The organism is Actinoplanes sp. NPDC051861 (assembly GCF_040681145.1).
GTDB lineage: Bacteria > Actinomycetota > Actinomycetes > Mycobacteriales > Micromonosporaceae > Actinoplanes.
The window spans coordinates 358,015-373,152 of record NZ_JBFAYE010000006.1; the positions used below are offsets into that span (position 1 = coordinate 358,015).

At 69.3% G+C, this 15,138-nt stretch carries 17 protein-coding genes; 8 read left to right on the forward strand and 9 right to left on the reverse strand.

Annotated elements, in window-relative coordinates:
* Positions 1-204: 204 nt before the first annotated feature.
* From AB0M02_RS20385 to AB0M02_RS20395, 3 genes are read right to left on the reverse strand one after another with little or no spacing between them, the layout of a single operon-like run.
* On the reverse strand, positions 205-642 hold the full coding sequence (locus AB0M02_RS20385) for a PH domain-containing protein (protein ID WP_364228843.1): 438 nt from the start codon (positions 640-642) through the stop codon (positions 205-207).
* 2 nt (positions 643-644) lie between these two features.
* On the reverse strand, positions 645-1,487 hold the full coding sequence (hisG, locus tag AB0M02_RS20390; RefSeq protein WP_364228845.1) for an ATP phosphoribosyltransferase: 843 nt from the start codon (positions 1,485-1,487) through the stop codon (positions 645-647).
* 42 nt (positions 1,488-1,529) lie between these two features.
* Positions 1,530-1,799, reverse strand: a complete 270-nt coding sequence (locus AB0M02_RS20395; RefSeq protein WP_229072420.1) for a phosphoribosyl-ATP diphosphatase — start codon at positions 1,797-1,799, stop codon at positions 1,530-1,532.
* Positions 1,800-1,871: 72 nt separating this feature from the next.
* On the opposite strand from AB0M02_RS20395, the gene AB0M02_RS20400 reads away from it, so the two are divergent.
* Genes AB0M02_RS20400 through AB0M02_RS20410 form a run of 3 tightly spaced genes read left to right on the forward strand, consistent with a single transcriptional unit; the run spans position 1,872 to position 4,326 of the window.
* A complete protein-coding gene (locus AB0M02_RS20400) occupies positions 1,872-2,747 on the forward strand; it encodes an ABC transporter substrate-binding protein (protein WP_364228847.1) in 876 nt (291 codons plus the stop codon).
* Positions 2,744-3,583: an amino acid ABC transporter permease gene (locus AB0M02_RS20405; protein ID WP_364228849.1), complete on the forward strand. Its 840-nt coding sequence runs from the start codon at positions 2,744-2,746 to the stop codon at positions 3,581-3,583. Before AB0M02_RS20400 ends, AB0M02_RS20405 begins: the two co-directional genes overlap by 4 nt.
* 2 nt (positions 3,584-3,585) lie before the next feature.
* Positions 3,586-4,326 (forward strand): amino acid ABC transporter ATP-binding protein, encoded by a 741-nt coding sequence (locus AB0M02_RS20410; RefSeq protein ID WP_364228851.1) that lies wholly within the window; start codon positions 3,586-3,588, stop codon positions 4,324-4,326.
* 1 nt (position 4,327) lies between these two features.
* Here AB0M02_RS20410 and AB0M02_RS20415 read toward each other — a convergent pair whose 3' ends face one another.
* Positions 4,328-5,332 (reverse strand): helix-turn-helix transcriptional regulator, encoded by a 1,005-nt coding sequence (locus AB0M02_RS20415; protein ID WP_364228853.1) that lies wholly within the window; start codon positions 5,330-5,332, stop codon positions 4,328-4,330.
* A gap of 182 nt (positions 5,333-5,514) precedes the next feature.
* On the opposite strand from AB0M02_RS20415, the gene AB0M02_RS20420 reads away from it, so the two are divergent.
* The 4 genes from AB0M02_RS20420 (at position 5,515) to AB0M02_RS20435 (ending at position 8,766) form a co-directional block, all read left to right on the forward strand.
* Positions 5,515-5,706, forward strand: coding sequence for a hypothetical protein (locus tag AB0M02_RS20420; protein WP_364228855.1), 192 nt, complete (start codon positions 5,515-5,517; stop codon positions 5,704-5,706).
* A gap of 10 nt (positions 5,707-5,716) precedes the next feature.
* The gene (locus AB0M02_RS20425) at positions 5,717-5,965 is read left to right on the forward strand and encodes a hypothetical protein (protein ID WP_364228857.1); all 249 of its coding nucleotides are present in this window, start codon (positions 5,717-5,719) and stop codon (positions 5,963-5,965) included.
* An 84-nt stretch (positions 5,966-6,049) separates the two neighbouring features.
* The gene (locus AB0M02_RS20430; RefSeq protein ID WP_364228859.1) at positions 6,050-7,396 is read left to right on the forward strand and encodes a VCBS repeat-containing protein; all 1,347 of its coding nucleotides are present in this window, start codon (positions 6,050-6,052) and stop codon (positions 7,394-7,396) included.
* A gap of 26 nt (positions 7,397-7,422) precedes the next feature.
* Positions 7,423-8,766: a VCBS repeat-containing protein gene (locus AB0M02_RS20435; RefSeq protein ID WP_364228861.1), complete on the forward strand. Its 1,344-nt coding sequence runs from the start codon at positions 7,423-7,425 to the stop codon at positions 8,764-8,766.
* Between the two features lie 115 nt (positions 8,767-8,881).
* On the opposite strand, the gene AB0M02_RS20440 is transcribed toward AB0M02_RS20435, so the two are convergent.
* From AB0M02_RS20440 to AB0M02_RS20460, 5 genes are all read right to left on the reverse strand, one after another.
* Positions 8,882-9,619, reverse strand: coding sequence for an SDR family oxidoreductase (locus tag AB0M02_RS20440; RefSeq protein WP_364228863.1), 738 nt, complete (start codon positions 9,617-9,619; stop codon positions 8,882-8,884).
* A gap of 30 nt (positions 9,620-9,649) precedes the next feature.
* Positions 9,650-10,717 (reverse strand): DUF3616 domain-containing protein, encoded by a 1,068-nt coding sequence (locus AB0M02_RS20445; protein WP_364228865.1) that lies wholly within the window; start codon positions 10,715-10,717, stop codon positions 9,650-9,652.
* A gap of 97 nt (positions 10,718-10,814) precedes the next feature.
* Entirely contained in the window at positions 10,815-11,567 is a 753-nt protein-coding gene (locus AB0M02_RS20450) for a GNAT family N-acetyltransferase (protein ID WP_364228867.1), read from the reverse strand.
* A 124-nt stretch (positions 11,568-11,691) separates the two neighbouring features.
* Positions 11,692-13,071 (reverse strand): M20/M25/M40 family metallo-hydrolase, encoded by a 1,380-nt coding sequence (locus tag AB0M02_RS20455; RefSeq protein ID WP_364228869.1) that lies wholly within the window; start codon positions 13,069-13,071, stop codon positions 11,692-11,694.
* Between the two features lie 15 nt (positions 13,072-13,086).
* Positions 13,087-13,635: a TetR family transcriptional regulator gene (locus AB0M02_RS20460; protein WP_364228871.1), complete on the reverse strand. Its 549-nt coding sequence runs from the start codon at positions 13,633-13,635 to the stop codon at positions 13,087-13,089.
* A gap of 101 nt (positions 13,636-13,736) precedes the next feature.
* Between AB0M02_RS20460 and AB0M02_RS20465 the strand changes: the two genes are divergently transcribed.
* Complete coding sequence (locus AB0M02_RS20465; RefSeq protein WP_364228873.1) at positions 13,737-15,122, forward strand: FAD-dependent monooxygenase; 1,386 nt, start codon at positions 13,737-13,739, stop codon at positions 15,120-15,122.
* Positions 15,123-15,138 lie beyond the last annotated feature (16 nt).

A 15,138-nucleotide genomic window follows, 5' to 3' on the forward strand; every position in this document is an offset into this window, starting at 1 on the left:
CCAGGGGCCGTGGGACGCCGGGAAAGCAGAAGGCCCCGGCATGCCGGGGCCCGCTCGACCGGTCATCGGCGCCCAGGAGGACGCACGCCCAGCAACAGCTGGGGAGACCGGACCCGGACGCAAATGCGACTCGGGTGGGAACCTAGCGGGCTCCTCTTTCGCGCCGGCGCAGAGCGCAGGCGTGGTCGACTGCCCGCAAGTCTATCAGGCGTCGTGAGCGGCCGAATGCAAGGCCCTGAGCGTACGGACTCCGTCCACCGCATAGTCCTTGTCGACCGCCTGCAACGCGTGGATCGCCACCTGCTCGTCGTCGTGCAGCTCGAGGTGGGCCCACGCCGAGTTGCGGTCGAACCGGACCGCGCGCACCACCGACCAGGGCAGGTCGTAACCACCCACCACGTTGCGGATGTGCACGCCCGCCTCGTCGGCGTCCACGCGCGGGCGGCAGAACGCCAGGATGCCGAGGCCGAGCAGGACACCCAGCCCGATCATGGCGATCTGGTCGCCGCGCTGGAAGCTCATCCGGGCGTCCTGGAAGCCGGCGTTGCCCTGGAGGCCGAAGCTGAGCACGGTGAACAGAACGGCGACGGCCACCGCGGCCGGTATCGCCACGGCACGGATCTTCTTGGGCCGGAACGTCATGATCACAACCTGCAGTTGGCGATGTCGGTAACCAGGATCGCACGGGCGCCGAGCTCGTACAGCTCGTCCATGACGCGGTGCACGCTGCTGCGCTGGACCATGGCCTGCACGGCCACCCAGCCCTCGCGGTGCAGCGGGGAGACGGTCGGGGACTCGATGCCGGGAGTGAGGCTGGTGGCCTGGTCGAGCAGGTCGGCGCGTACGTCGTACGCAAGCATGACGAAATTGCGCGCGACAAGAACGCCCTGCAGGCGCCGCAGCAGCTGGGAAGCGCCGTTAGGCGCCTCTTCCCCCCGCCCGATCAGGATCGCCGAGGACCGCATGATCGGCTCGCCGATCGTGATGAGACCCGCCTGGCGCAGCGTCGCGCCGGTCTCCACGACGTCGGCGATGAGGTCGGCGACACCGAGCCGGACCGCGTTCTCCACCGCGCCGTCGAGCCGGACCACATCGGCCTTGAGCTCGTTCTCGTTCAGGTAGCGACTCACCACACCGGGGTACGCGGTGGCGATCCGCCGCCCGCCGATCTCCTCCGCGGACGTCAGCGTCCCGGCCGGAGCGGCCCAGCGGAAGGTGGCGCCGCCGAAGTTCAGGTCGAGCAGCTCGTTGGCCGGCACCCCGGAGTCGACCAGCAGATCCCGGCCGGTGATGCCGAGGTCGAGATCGCCGGAGCCGACGTACGTCGCGATGTCGCGCGGCCGCAGGTAGAAGAACTCCACGTTGTTGGCTTCGTCACGGCAGATCAGATCTTTGGGGTCGGTGCGCTGGCGGTAACCGGCATCTCGCAACATCTGTGAAGCGGGACCGGACAGGGTGCCTTTGTTCGGAATGGCGATGCGCAGCATCGGACGTGCTCCTTCGATCGAGAAACGGGTCGGGGGCGCACGTCACAGATGTCGGTAGACGTCCTTCAACTCGAGCCCGGTCGCGATCATCAGCACCTGAGCCTGGTAGAGCAGCTGGGAGATCTCCTCGGCGGCGCGCTCGGGGCCTTCGTGCTCGGCCGCCATCCACGACTCGGCCGCCTCCTCGACGACCTTCTTGCCGATGAAGTGGACTCCGCGTTCGAGCGCCTCGACGGTGCCCGAACCGGGTGTCTGTTCCGCCGCCTTGCGTTGCAACTCGGCAAACAGTTCTTCGAACGTCTTCACGAGCAACGATTGTGGCAGCTCATCACGTCTTGACGACGAACGCCCCCAGCGGTTGGGACGTCTTCTAAGCTGCCCGGCATGGTCAGCCGATTCACCCCCGTGGCGCTGGGCGGCGTCGCGATGCTCTTCGCCGCCGTCACCGCCTGCTCTCCCGTCGAGGACGACACCACCACCGCGGGCACGTCCGCATCGGCCTCCGCCGACGCCTGTGCGCCCGGCCAGCTCGCCACGAAGACGGCGGGCAAGCTCACGATCGGAACCGACAACCCGGCGTACGAGCCATGGTTCAGCGACAACAAGCCCGACAACGGCAAGGGCTTCGAGTCCGCGGTCGCGTACGCGGTGGCGGAACGGCTCGGCTACCAGACCGCCAACGTGGTCTGGACCTCGGTGACCTTCAACAACGCGATCGCGCCGGGCCCCAAGGCGTTCGACGTGGACATCAACCAGTTCTCGATCACCGACGAGCGCAAGGCCGCGGTCGACTTCTCCTCGCCGTACTACCTGGTGCGGCAGACGGTGATCACCACCAAGGGCTCCAAGATCGAGGGTAAGAAGACGCTGGCGGAGCTTGCGGACGCCAAGCTCGGCGCCCAGGTCGGCACCACCAGCTACCAGGCGATCACCGACGTGATCAAGCCCACCGCCAAGCCGTCGGTGTTCAACAACAACGACGACGCCAAGAAGGCGCTGGAGAACGGCACCGTCGACGGCATCGTGGTGGACCTGCCGACCGCGTTCTACATGACCGCGGCCGAGCTGAAGGACGGCCTGATCGTCGGGCAGCTGCCGCAGGTCGGTGTTCCCGAGCAGTTCGGCCTCGTGCTGGACAAGGGCTCGCCGCTGACCGGCTGCGTCAGCAAGGCGGTCGACCAGCTGCGCCAGGACGGCACCCTCGCCGTGCTGGAGAAGACCTGGCTCGCCGACACCGCCGGTGCCCCCGAACTGCAGTGAGCCACGTTCCATCAGCGCGGCAACAGGAGCGGATCGCCTACCGGCGCCGGCAGGCGGTCCGTTCCGTTCTCCTCGCGGCACTCTCCACGGCGGTCGTCGGGACCGCGCTCACCGTTCTGATCACCGGCGCGCCCGGCTGGGAGCGGGTCAAGTCGTCGTTCTTCGACGCCGAGGTGGCCCGTAAGTACCTGCCGGACATCCTGGACGGACTCTGGCTCAACGTCCGCCTTCTGGTGGTCTGCGCTTCGCTGGCGCTCGCGCTGGGACTTCTGGTTGCGGTCCTGCGCACGTTGCGCGGTCCGGTCTTTTTTCCGGTACGCGCAATCGCGACCGGTTACACCTATTCGTTCCGTGGGCTGCCGCTGATCATCGTGATCTACCTGTTCGCCTTCGGCATTCCCGGTCTCCGCCTGCAGGGCACGCCCGACGTCCTGGTCCTCGGCGCCGCCGCGATCACCATCACGTACGGCGCCTACCTGGCCGAGGTGTTCCGCGCGGGCATCGAGTCGGTGCATCCCAGCCAGATCGCCGCCGCCCGCTCGCTGGGTCTGACCTACCGGCAGGCGATGCGCCACGTGGTGCTGCCTCAGGCGGTCCGCCGGGTCGCGCCGCCCCTGCTCAACGACACCGTGGCGCTGCAGAAGGACGTCGGCCTGATCTCCCTGGCCGGCCCGATCGACGCCATCCGGGCCGCGCAGATCGGGGTCGCCCAGGAGGCCAACTTCACCCCGTACGTGGTGGCCGGCGTGCTGTTCGTCCTGCTCGCCCTGCCGCTGATCGCCGTCACCGACTGGGTGACGCTGCGCGCGGCCCGCCGCCAGAACGCGGGGTCCTGACCATGGTCCTGTCCGTTGCGAACGTCCGGAAGGCGTTCGGCGACCACGTCATCCTCGACGACCTCACGCTGGACGTGGCCGAGCACGAGGTGGTCGCTCTGATCGGCGCGTCCGGCTCGGGCAAGTCGACGCTGCTGCGCTGCGTGAACCTCCTCGAGCAGATCGACGACGGCACGATCCACCTGGACGGTGCGGAGATCACCGATCCGCGTACCGATCCGGACCAGGTCCGGCGGCGGATCGGGATCGTCTTCCAGGCGTACAACCTGTTCCCGCACATGACCGTTCTGGACAACATCACGCTCGCGCCGGTGCGGGTACACAAGCGGCCCGCCGCCTCTTCAAAAGAGCAGGCGATGACCTGGCTGGAGCGAGTGGGTCTGGCGGAGAAGGCGAACGCCTATCCGGACCGGCTGTCCGGCGGTCAGCAGCAGCGGGTGGCGATCGTCCGGGCACTGGTCAACAGCCCCCGCCTGCTCCTGCTGGACGAGGTGACCTCGGCCCTCGACCCGGAGCTGGTCGGCGAGGTGCTCACGATGATCCGTGACCTCAAGGGCGAGGGCATGACGATGGTGCTGGCCACCCACGAGATGGGTTTCGCCAAGCAGGTCGCCGACCGGGTGGCGTTCCTGGACGGCGGCCGGGTCCTGGAGCAGGGGCCGCCGGCGCAGGTGCTCGGTGACCCCACCGAGGCGCGTACCCGTCAGTTCCTGGCCCGGATCATCGAGGCCGGGCGGCTCTGATTCACAGCCAGCCGATCTCCTTGGCGCGGATCGCCAACTCGAAGCGGGAGCCCGCGCCGAGCCGGGTCATCAGGTCGGCCACGGTGCGCCGGACCGTGCGCACCGACTGGCCGATCTGCCGTGCCACCGCCTCGTCCTTCGCGCCGGTGGCCAGCAGCCGCAGCACCGTCCGCTCGGCGTCGGTGCAGCCGTCCTCTCCCACGCCGGGCGGCCGCAACTCGTCACCGCGCTCCCAGTACGACTCGAAGAGCGCGACCAGCGCCGCCACCGCACCCGCGTGACGGATCAGCAGGCCGCCGTCGCTGCCCGCGTCCGGGCGGCGGGGCACGATGGCGGTGGTCGCGTCCACCGCGATCAGCCGCATCGGCAGCGAGGGCGCCAGCCGGACCTCACCACCGGCGGCGACCAGGGCGTCCGCGTACTCCCGGGCGCCCTCGGCGTGCATCGCCGACGCGGAGTAGACCGTCCGCATGCGCACGCCACGTTCCAGCACCGCGAAGTCGAGGGGCTTGCTGGCGGCCTTGGCGGCGGCCGGGTTGCCCGCCCGCGGTGAGAAGGCGACCACCTCGACGCGTGCCGAGACGGCCAGCTCCTCCAGCCGCCGCCGTACGGCCGGCAGGTCGTCGAGCTGCTCCGCGATCGGTGCCGGGTCGGCGGCCACCTCCGCCTCGCCGGCCACATAGCCGGTCAGCACCTGGGAGAGCGTGCTGTAACCCTGCTGCAGGAAGGCCTGCCGTTCGGCGAGCATCTGCTGCTCGCGTGCCATCAGCTGCTGCATGGCCAGCACCGGGCTCGCGGCGACCAGGCTGCCGTTCTCGCTCGGCCGCCGGTGCAGCAGAGCCAGGTCCACCATCCGGTCCAGCAGGCGGCGGGCCTCGTCACGCGACCGGCCGACGCGGGTGGCGAACTCGTCGAGGTCCAGGCCGGGCTCGCGGAGCAGCAACGCATACGAAGTGGCGATCTCGTCCTCGACCGTGGCTGCTCCCTCCCCCGAAACGAACAGCATCGAGCAGCGTACCCGAGGGATCACCCACAGTGGATTAACGCACGCTGAGACATCGCTGGATGGCAGGGAAGTGCCATGGCAGTTTGTGCAGGCCCGCGCCCTACTGACAGCGCCTCGTCCATGCCGGATGGTGAATGCATCGCCGCGAACGACGCGGCCACCGAACCGGGGGACACACCATCATGAGCCGCACCGACCTTGCCCGACTGGCCGGATTCTTCCTGCTGTTGCCCGCCGCCCTGGGCGCCGTGACCCTGAGCACGGGCGACGGGATCGAGCCCGTTCCCGCGCCCACTCTCACCCCCACGACCGGGACGACGTTCGAGGGCGAGGGCGACCCGGGCACCTTCGAGTGGGGCGGCAAGCCGAACTGAAGCCCCGGTCATGTACGCCGTTGAGCTGAGCTTCTCCGGCCGGGAGACAGAGATCGACCGGGAGCTCAGCCGGGCGGCCGAGACCATCGGCTTCCCCGTCCAGCACATCACCACCTCAGGCCCGCTCACCGCCGTCGTGTTCCTCACCGCGGCGGACCGGGCGGAGGCCGAGACCACCACGCACCTATTGGGCGTCGCCGTTCTGGCGCAGGTCCCCGGGCTGCTGACATACCGCTTCACCATCTGGCCCTCGCAGTAAATCCCGCACGCCGTCACCCGGCCGTCTGGTCGGGCGATGACCCCTGCCCTCTTCCGGGCGAAAAATCATTGGAAAGGACCGAAAATGAGTACGAAGTCCCGCCTCCTCTCGGCGGTACTCACACTGGCCGCGGGCGTGACGCTGGCGGTCGCCCCGGCCGCCTCGGCGACGGCGGCTCCGGCCACCCCGTCGTTCCCGGCTGCGATTGACGACTACGCCAAGAACGTGGCGCAGAGCACCTGTGACCCGACGGCCAAGCCTGGGGCGCTCGCCCTTCGCGACCTGTTCAACGACGCCTACGGCGACCACGACGGCTGGATCGGCCGGGAGTGCAGCGCCGTCGGTGTCAGCGAGCACAAGGAGGGTCGCGCCCTCGACTACATGCTGAACGTCAACGACACCGGGCAGCGGGCGATCGCCGACGACATCAACAACTGGCTGCTGGCCACCGACCGTCACGGCAACAAGCACGCCAACATGCGCCGGCTCGGTGTCATGTACATCATCTGGAACCGCCGGATCATCTCGGCCGAGCGGATCAACGAGGGCTGGCGGCCGTACACCGAGTCGAATCCGCACACCGACCACATCCACATCAGTCTCAGCTGGGCCGGCGCTTACCAGCAGACCAGTTGGTGGACGGGCGCGGCGCGGACCAACCCCGACCTCAACGGTGACGGTTTCTCGGACCTGTGGGCGCTGAACACCAGCGACATCCAGCTGGTCTACCCGAACAAGGCCGACCGGACCGGCACGTTCTGGTCGTCGCGTGAGCGTGGCAACGCCGGGTTCCGCCTTGCGGACCTCGGTGATGTCGACGGCAACGGCAGTGCAGACCTCTACGCGGTCACCAACGACCACGATCAGCTCTGGTATCCGAACAAGGGCGGCAACGCCATGGAGTTCTGGTCCGCCCGCAACAACGGTCCGGCACCTGGCTTCCGGCTCATGACCCTCGGCGACCTCAACGCGGACGGGTTCGCCGACATCGTCGCCGTCTACCAGAGCAACGAACTCGTCCTCTACATGAACAAGGCAGACGGCTCGGGCACCTTCTACTCGGCCAAGCAGATCGGTATCGCACCCGGCTTCAAGCTCATGGACCTGGGTGACTTCACCGGCGACGGCTATGCCGACCTTTACGCGGTGACCACCGAGGGGCAGCAACTGTCCTATGTCAACCGTGGCGCCGGAGGCAACGACGTCGACCGGTTCTGGTCGAGTCGTGAGCTCGGTTACGCCAACTTCCGGGCGGCGCAGCTCGGCAACCTCGACGGCGACAAGTACGCGGATCTGTACGGCATCACCGGCGACGGGACCAACCAGCAGATCGTCTACATGAACCGCGCGACCAAGGGCAACGACACCGCGCGCTTCTGGTCCGGCACCGGCATCGGCGCCGCTCCCGGCATCAAGATCCCGGCACTGTGACCACCGGCCCCGAGAGGACATCCGTCATGCGACTACGCACCCTTCTCGCCTCGGCCGTTCTGGCCACCACCGCCGCGATCGGCGGCCTGACCACTCCCGCCTACGCCGCGACGTTCGCCCCTTGCGTCGCGGGCGGCCCGACAGCCGCGGATGCCAGTCTGGCCAGCTCGCTCAACCCGACCCTGACCGCGAAGATGCGTAACCACCTCAACGACTACCGGATCTCCTGCGCCCGGCGGGTCGTCGAGACCGTGCAGATCCGCGGGCTCGACAAGCGGGCGGCGGTCATCGCCGTCACCACAACCATCGTCGAGACGTCGATCCAGAACTACTCGTCGATGGAGGACCACGACAGCCTGGGCCTGTTCCAGCAGCGGGCGAGCTGGGGCAGCGCGGCCGACCGGATCGACCCGCCCTGGGCGACCAACAAGTTCCTCGACAAGATGCTGGCGCTCTACCCGAACAACGCGTGGATGCAGGGGAGCATCGGCCCGATCTGCCAGGCCGTGCAGGTCTCCGCGTATCCGGACCGCTACCAGGTGGAGGCCGCGGACGCCCAGCGCATCGTGGACGCCCTCTGGGGTTCCGGCCGTCGCGCGCCGGATCTGAACGGTGACGGTTACTCGGACCTGTGGGCGCTGAACACCAGCGACATCCAGCTGGTCTACCCGAACAAGGCCGACGGCTCGGGCACGTTCTGGTCATCGCGTGAGCGCGGCAACGCCGGTTTCCGCCTCGCTGACCTCGGTGACGTCGACGGCAACGGCAGCGCTGATCTTTACGCGGTGACCAACGATCACGATCAGCTCTGGTATCCGAACAGGGGCGGCAACGGGATGGAGTTCTGGTCCGCACGTGACAACGGGCCGGCGCCCGGGTTCAGGCTGATGAGCCTGGGCGATCTCAACGCGGACGGGTTCGCCGACATCGTGGCGGTGTATCAGACCAACGAGCTGGTCCTGTACATGAACAGGGCCGACGGCAGTGGCACGTTCTGGTCCGCGAAGAAGATCGGTATCGCGCCCGGGTTCAGGATGATGGACCTCGGTGACCTGACCGGTGACGGTTACGCCGACCTCTACGCCGTGACCAACGACGGTCAGCAACTGTCCTATGTCAACCGTGGTGGCGACGGCAACGACGTCGACCGGTTCTGGTCCGGTCGTGAGCTCGGTTACGCCAACTTCCGGGCCGCTCAGCTGGGCAATCTCGACGGCGACAAGTACGCCGATCTGTACGGCATCACCGGCGACGGCACGAACCAGCAGATCGTCTACATGAACCGCGCGACCAAGGGCACGGACACCGCGCGCTTCTGGTCCGGCAATGCCATCGGCGCCGCCCCCGGCATCAAGATCCCGTCCCTCTGAAGCACCAAGCCGTGAAATGACGGTGGCCGGCCCTGGCTCGGGGCCGGCCACCGTCAGAGCAGCGCCCGGTGCCCAAGATCTGATGCCGCCGGATGCCGCGAACCGCGCCCCCGCGCTAGTCCATGGTGTGGCCGCCGTTCACGGTGATCCGCTCGCCGGTCACGAAGCGCGCGGCATCCGACGCCACAAAAGCCACCACGTCCGCGATGTCCCCCGGCGTTCCGATTCGCCCAAGGGGGACTTCAGCGACATATCCGGATATGTCGGCAGCACCGTGTCGCTCAACCGGCACCCATCCCGGCGCCACCACGTTGACCGTCACGCCATGACGCCCCAGTTCACGGGCCCACGTCCGAGCCAACCCGATCTGCGCCCCCTTGGCCGCGTTATAGGCGGACGCACCAGGAAGCGCCCGCTCGAACGAATCAGACCCGATGTGGATGAACCGTCCCGACCCCAGCGCCTTCATCCCCGGCAGAACCGCCGCCAGCAGCAACGTAGGACTCTTCACGAAGAACGAGAGCTGATCGAGGTGCTGCTGCCACGACACCTCCTCAGCCGCCACCAACGGCTGCGGTCCCGTCGCGTTGGCCACCACGACCTGCACGGGACCGAGTTGGGCGGTTGCGGCGGCGACGAGTTCCCGTACAGATGTCTCGTCCGTGATGTCGGCGCGCAGAGCCGCAGCCTTCCCGCCCGCCTGGATGATCTCCTCGGCGACGCGCGCAGCGCCGTCGGCGTCTCCCCGATAGTTGACCGCAACCGGCCATCCGTCCGCAGCCAGCCGCCTCGCGATGTGCGCGCCGAGACCGCGCGACGCCCCGGTGACCAGAGCACTCCCCAAGATTGTCACGAGGCCAAGATTGTCACGAGGCCAAGGGCGTCACGAGGGTAGGAGTAGCACGTCCGCGATCACGGCCCCGTCGTCAGTCAGGCGGACGGCGGCCGGGCTGTCATAAACCACCAGAACCCGATCATCCCCGATCATGCTGAGTCCTTCGGCGTGGTCGTCGCCCTCGCCATAGGTCAGCTCCAGCTCCCGGGTGATCATCTTGTCGCGGACGATCGACGGGATCTCCGCGCGGCAGGCGTCGTGCCACCGGTAGATGCGCACCGGGCCGTCCAGGTCCATCGTCGGGCCGGCCAGTACCAGCAGGTCGTCGCCGTGCGGGCAGAGGTCGCGCACGCCGAGGCCGTGCAGGTCGAGTACGTGCTTGCGATACCGCCGCCCGTCCTCGAACGGACGCAGCTTGAGGCGTCCCGGCTCGTCCTCGTCCACGTAGGGGCGCAGCTCCAGCACGAACGCCCATCCGCGCAGCACCGGTCCGCGCAGGCCCAGGTAGACCCGGTCGCCGCTGACCGCGATGCCCTCGATGTCGAGGCCGTTGTCCTTGCCGGGGATGGGCAGGAACGGTCCGAGGTGCTCGTCGTCGCGCAGCAGCCGGCGCAGGTCGTCGCGTCCGCTCAGTGCCGCCGCCTGGTGCCGCTGGCCGTCGTCGCCGGTCACCTCGCGTACCGGGGTGGGCACGCCGTCCACGTCGGCGATCGGGAGGCGTACCAGAATCTGGCGGTTGGCCTGCCCCTCCACGCGCGCGAGGCGGCGCAGCGCCTTCTGGCCCTCGTGCCGGTCCTTGATCTGCTTGCGGCGCAGGCTGTGCGAGCCGATCGCCCAGAGGAACCGGCCGTTGCGTGCCAGGCCCTCGACGTCGGCCTCCTCGTCGGCGTCGACGCCGGGCAGGTCGACGAAATCGGCCAGCCGGAAGCGTGCCTCGTCGCCGAACTCGGTGGGCCGGTCCGGGTCGTCGGCGATCAGCCGCTCGACGGTGGAGGTCTCGTCGCCGGCGATCCAGAGCGCACGCCCGTCGAGCCGGATCGCGGAGAGGTTGGTGTGTGTTGCCGCCGCCTGCGAGTCGTCCGAGAATCGCAGCCGCACCGTGTAGTCGACCGTCATGGTCATGATGGTTTCACCGGCAAGCCACCTCCGGTCCGGATTGCCGGACGGACCGGTTGCCCGACCCGCCCGGCAGTACCATCCGATACTCCGATTGCTATCCGCGGGAGATGTACAGCCGGTGGCCGGTGGGGACGTATCCGACGCGTTCGTACACCCGCCAGGAGTCGTCGCCGCCGGCCTCCAGCCAGGCGATCTCCACCCCGCGACGGAAGAGCCGGTCGGTGATGCTCGCGGTGATCGCTGCGGCCAGGCCACGGCGGCGGAACGGTTCGCGTACCCCGATGCCGCCCACCTCGCTCACCTGATCATTCGGCGCCATCGCCTGTGCTCCGCCGACGCATTCCCGGGCGGCTGTCAGTGCCGCCAGCGCGATGCCGCCGCGTTCCTGCGTGCGGCGGACGCGAGCCACGTCGGACTCACTCGCCTGCGGCGGCTCACCGAAGGCTTCGTTGAGTGCCACGACCAGGTCGGCCCGGTCCGGGTCCGTGGCGGGTTCCGCCAGGTGCAATTCCGGGGGTACGGGGAAAGCGCACAGTTTTTCCGGTGTGCTGACCAGGTACTGGTGACGGGCCTCGACGGTGAAACCGGCCGCGATGAGCTCGTCCTCGAGCCCGGGTGAGCCGCTGGTCACGTACTCGAGGCGCGGTTTGCGGCCGGCCTGGGTGAACGCCGTGATCAGGGCACGGACGTCCGCAGCGGTGATCTTCTCGCCGGGCAGTGGTGAGGCGTAGTTGATGAAGGGGCTGTCGGAGTCCGGGTCGAGGCCGATCACAAACGGACCGCTCTCGACGACCTGCGGCCTGTTGCGGAGGTTGGACACGACGTAGCGCTGGATGCGCAGATCCATGGTGAAGTGAGCCTTTTCGAGAAAAAGTGAACAGGAAAGCGTCAGCTGCGGCCGAAGGGCCGGGCGGCAATCACAGGCGTCACTCTTTCGAAAAGCTCTGTTCCAGGAGTCAGCAGCGTAGCACTCAGCCGGGTAGCGGCGCGGCCGCCGGGCTGCGGTTGCCGGCCCTGTCGACGGCACGCACGCCGAACAGGACGTTGTCCTTGGAGATGTCGACGGTGACCGTGGTGACGTTGCCGACCTTGATGACGTGCTCCCAGTCGGGCGCGGTGGTCTCGCGCCACACCACCTCGTATCCGGCGAGGTCGGGCTCGGCGCCGGCCTGCCAGCGCAGGGTCGTCTCGTTGGTGAGCTGGGTGGTGTCGATGACGACGCCGCGCGGGGTGCCGGGTGCCTGCGACAGGGACCAGAGGGTGGCGGCGTTGACCCTGGCCACGCGGGCGATGTACGGGAAGTCGCAGAACTCGACGAGGTCGCCGTACTGCACGCCGTCGACGACGCGGACGTCCTGGTGCTCGTGCGCGAAGTTCTCCCGGGGCTCGGTGAACCGGGCGGCGGGGTAGCCGCGCAGCAGGAACGAGATGTGGTCGCTGCCGCGCAGGTAGCGGTCGCGGCGCCAGACGACACGTACGTCCATGCCGGTCTGCGGGTTCTCCGCGACCTCCTCCACGAACCGGCCCAGCTGGCGCGAGGGTCCGTCGTTCTCGCCGCCGACGCTGCGCCGGGTGTTGGCCTGCGCGGCGGTCTCCGAGGTGGGCACGCCCTCGACGAACAGCCGCACGGTGCGCGGGTCGGGCCTGGTGCCGTCGCCGGGATCGCCGGTGCCGACGATGTCGTTGCTGAACATGGCCTGGATGTCGGTGTTCGCGTCCCGGTAGGCCTGTGCCATGTGATCCGACCCGTACAGCCCCTGCTCCTCGCCGGCGACCGCGGCGAAGACCAGCGTGGCGTCGGGCTGCCGGGTGGCCAGCACGCGGGCCAGCTCCATGACCACGGCGACACCGGACGCGTCGTCGTCGGCGCCGGGGGCGTCGCTCGTGGCGTCCAGCACGTCGGTGGCACGGGAGTCGTAGTGGCCGGTGACGACGTAGACCCGCTCCGGGGTGACGCTGCCGCGCAGGGTGGCGATCACGTTGGTGATGGTGGTCGGCACCGGGATCCGCGGCGAGACGGGCTGCACGAACGACTGCAGCTCGACGGTCATCCGGCCGCCGGACGCGGCGGCGTATGACTGGAGCTCCTGGAAGATCCAGTCGCGGGCGGCGCCGATGCCGCGGACGGGGTCGGTCTGTGAGGAGAGCGTGTGTCGCGTACCGAATGAGGCCAGCTTGCGCACGACGGCCTCGACCCGGTCCGCGTCGATCTCCCGGAGGATGGCCCGCAGATCCGCACCCGGCGGGCGCTTGCGCGGGCCGGCCGCCTGCGCGGCCCGCGCAGGCGCGGCCAAGGGTGCCGCGGCAGCCACCGCAGCGGTGGCAGTGAGGAACGCACGCCGTCCAGCCATGGACCGCAGTCTATGTCACGGGATCCCGTTGAGGTACCGCTGAATCGTCGGCCCGATCCAGGCGACCGCCGCCTCGCGGTCGAGGCCGACGACCGGCGGCAGCTTGAGGATGAAGCGGCACAGCGCGAACCCGAGGATCTGCGTGGCCAGCAGCCCGGACCGGGCCGGCGCCTCGGCCGGGTCGGGCGCGACGCGGGCGACCAGCGGGCCGATCTGACCGGCGAAGATGGCGTGGATCCGCTCGGTCGCGGCCTGCTGGGTGACCGCCGCGCGCAGCAGGGCGATCAGCGTCTCGTCGCCCTCCCAGCGGTCCATGAAGTGGCCGGCCAGGACCGCACCCAGCCGGTCGGCGGGTGTGCCGCTGAGGTCGGGCAGGCGCAGGTCGAACTCGGCCGCCGCGGCGAACAGCTTCTCCTTGTTGCCGTAGTAGCGCATGACCATCGACGGGTCGATGTTCGCGTCGGCGGCGATCGCGCGGATGGTGGCGCGCTCGAATCCGTCGCTGGCGAAGCGCTCGCGGGCGGCGGCCAGGATCGCGGCGCGGGTGTGGTCGGAGCGTCTCATGCCAACAAGTGTAGGCCAACAGGTGTTGACTTCGATCTCCCGGTCGTTCTATGGTTTTGCCAACAAGCGTTGGCATTCACTCTCATCACTGAGGAGTCGTCATGGAGACCACTGTCGCGATCATCGGAGCCGGACCCACCGGGCTGCTTCTGGCCGGGGACCTGGCGCAGGCGGGCGTCGCGGTGACGCTCTACGAGCGCCGCTCCGGATCGTCGAATCTCACCCGCGCGTTCGGCGTCCACGCGCGGACCTTGGAGCTGCTGGACGCCCGCGGGCTGGCCGACCGGGTCGTCGCCACCGGGCAGCGGGTCGAGCGGCTGCGGCTGTTCGACCGGATCCGGGTGGACCTGAGCCGGCTGCCGTCGCGGTTCCCGTACCTGTTGATCACCCCGCAGTACCAGGTGGAGCAGGCCCTCGAGGAGCGCGCGGTCGCGCTCGGCGCCCGCATCGTCCGCGGTGCCGAACTCACCGGGCTCTCCCAGGACGCCGACCGGGTGACGCTGGAGTTCGGCGAGACCCGGGAGACGGCGTCCTGGGTGGTCGGCACCGACGGTGTGCACAGCGCGGTCCGGGGTGCTCTCGGGCTGCCCTTCCCCGGCCGCCAGGTGCTCACCTCGATCATGCTGGCCGACGTGCGGCTGGACCAGCCGCCGGAGGACGTGCTCGCGGTCAACGCCGTGGGGGACGCATTCGCGATGGTCGCGCCCTTCGGCGACGGGTGGTACAGGGTCTTCGCCTGGGACCGGCGCAAGCAGGTGGACGACCGGACCCCGGTCACGGTCGACGAGATCCGGGACGTGGTGCGGCGTGTGCACGGCACCGACTTCGGACTCTCCGAGTCGCGCTGGGTCTCGCGGTTCCACAGCGACGAGCGGCAGGCGCCCCGCTACCGCGTGGGGCGGGTCTTCCTGGCCGGGGACGCGGCACACGTCCACTCGCCGGCCGGCGGGCAGGGCATGAACACCGGCCTGCAGGACGCGGCGAACCTGTCCTGGAAGCTGGCGGCCGTCGCGCGCGGGTGGGCAGCGGCGTCGTTGCTGGAGACGTATGAGGCGGAGCGGCACCCGGTCGGCAGGATGGTGCTGCGTTCCAGCGGCACGCTGATCCGGATGGCGATGGTCCGGTCCCGGGCCGGGCGTGCGGTGCGCAACGCGGTGGGATCGGTGCTGATGGCGCTGCCGCCGGTGCGCAACCGGGCCGCCGGGATGATCTCCGGAGTGGGGATCTCCTACCCGTCGGCACCCCGTGCCGCCGACCAGGACGGGCGCCTGGCCGTGGCGTTGCGGGCCGGGAAGTACGTTCTGGTGGGTGAGCCGGTCGAGGGATACGAGGATCGCCTGGTCGTGCTCTCCCCGGCCGCGCCGACCGGCCAGGCCGAATTGATCCGGCCCGACGGCTACGTCGCATGGCGGGGACCGGCTTCGCGGGCCGCCTCGGTGCTGCCCCGGTTTTTGTCGGTGGGGGCCGCTAGGGTTTCGCCGTCCTGATCGAGCGAGGTCCCCT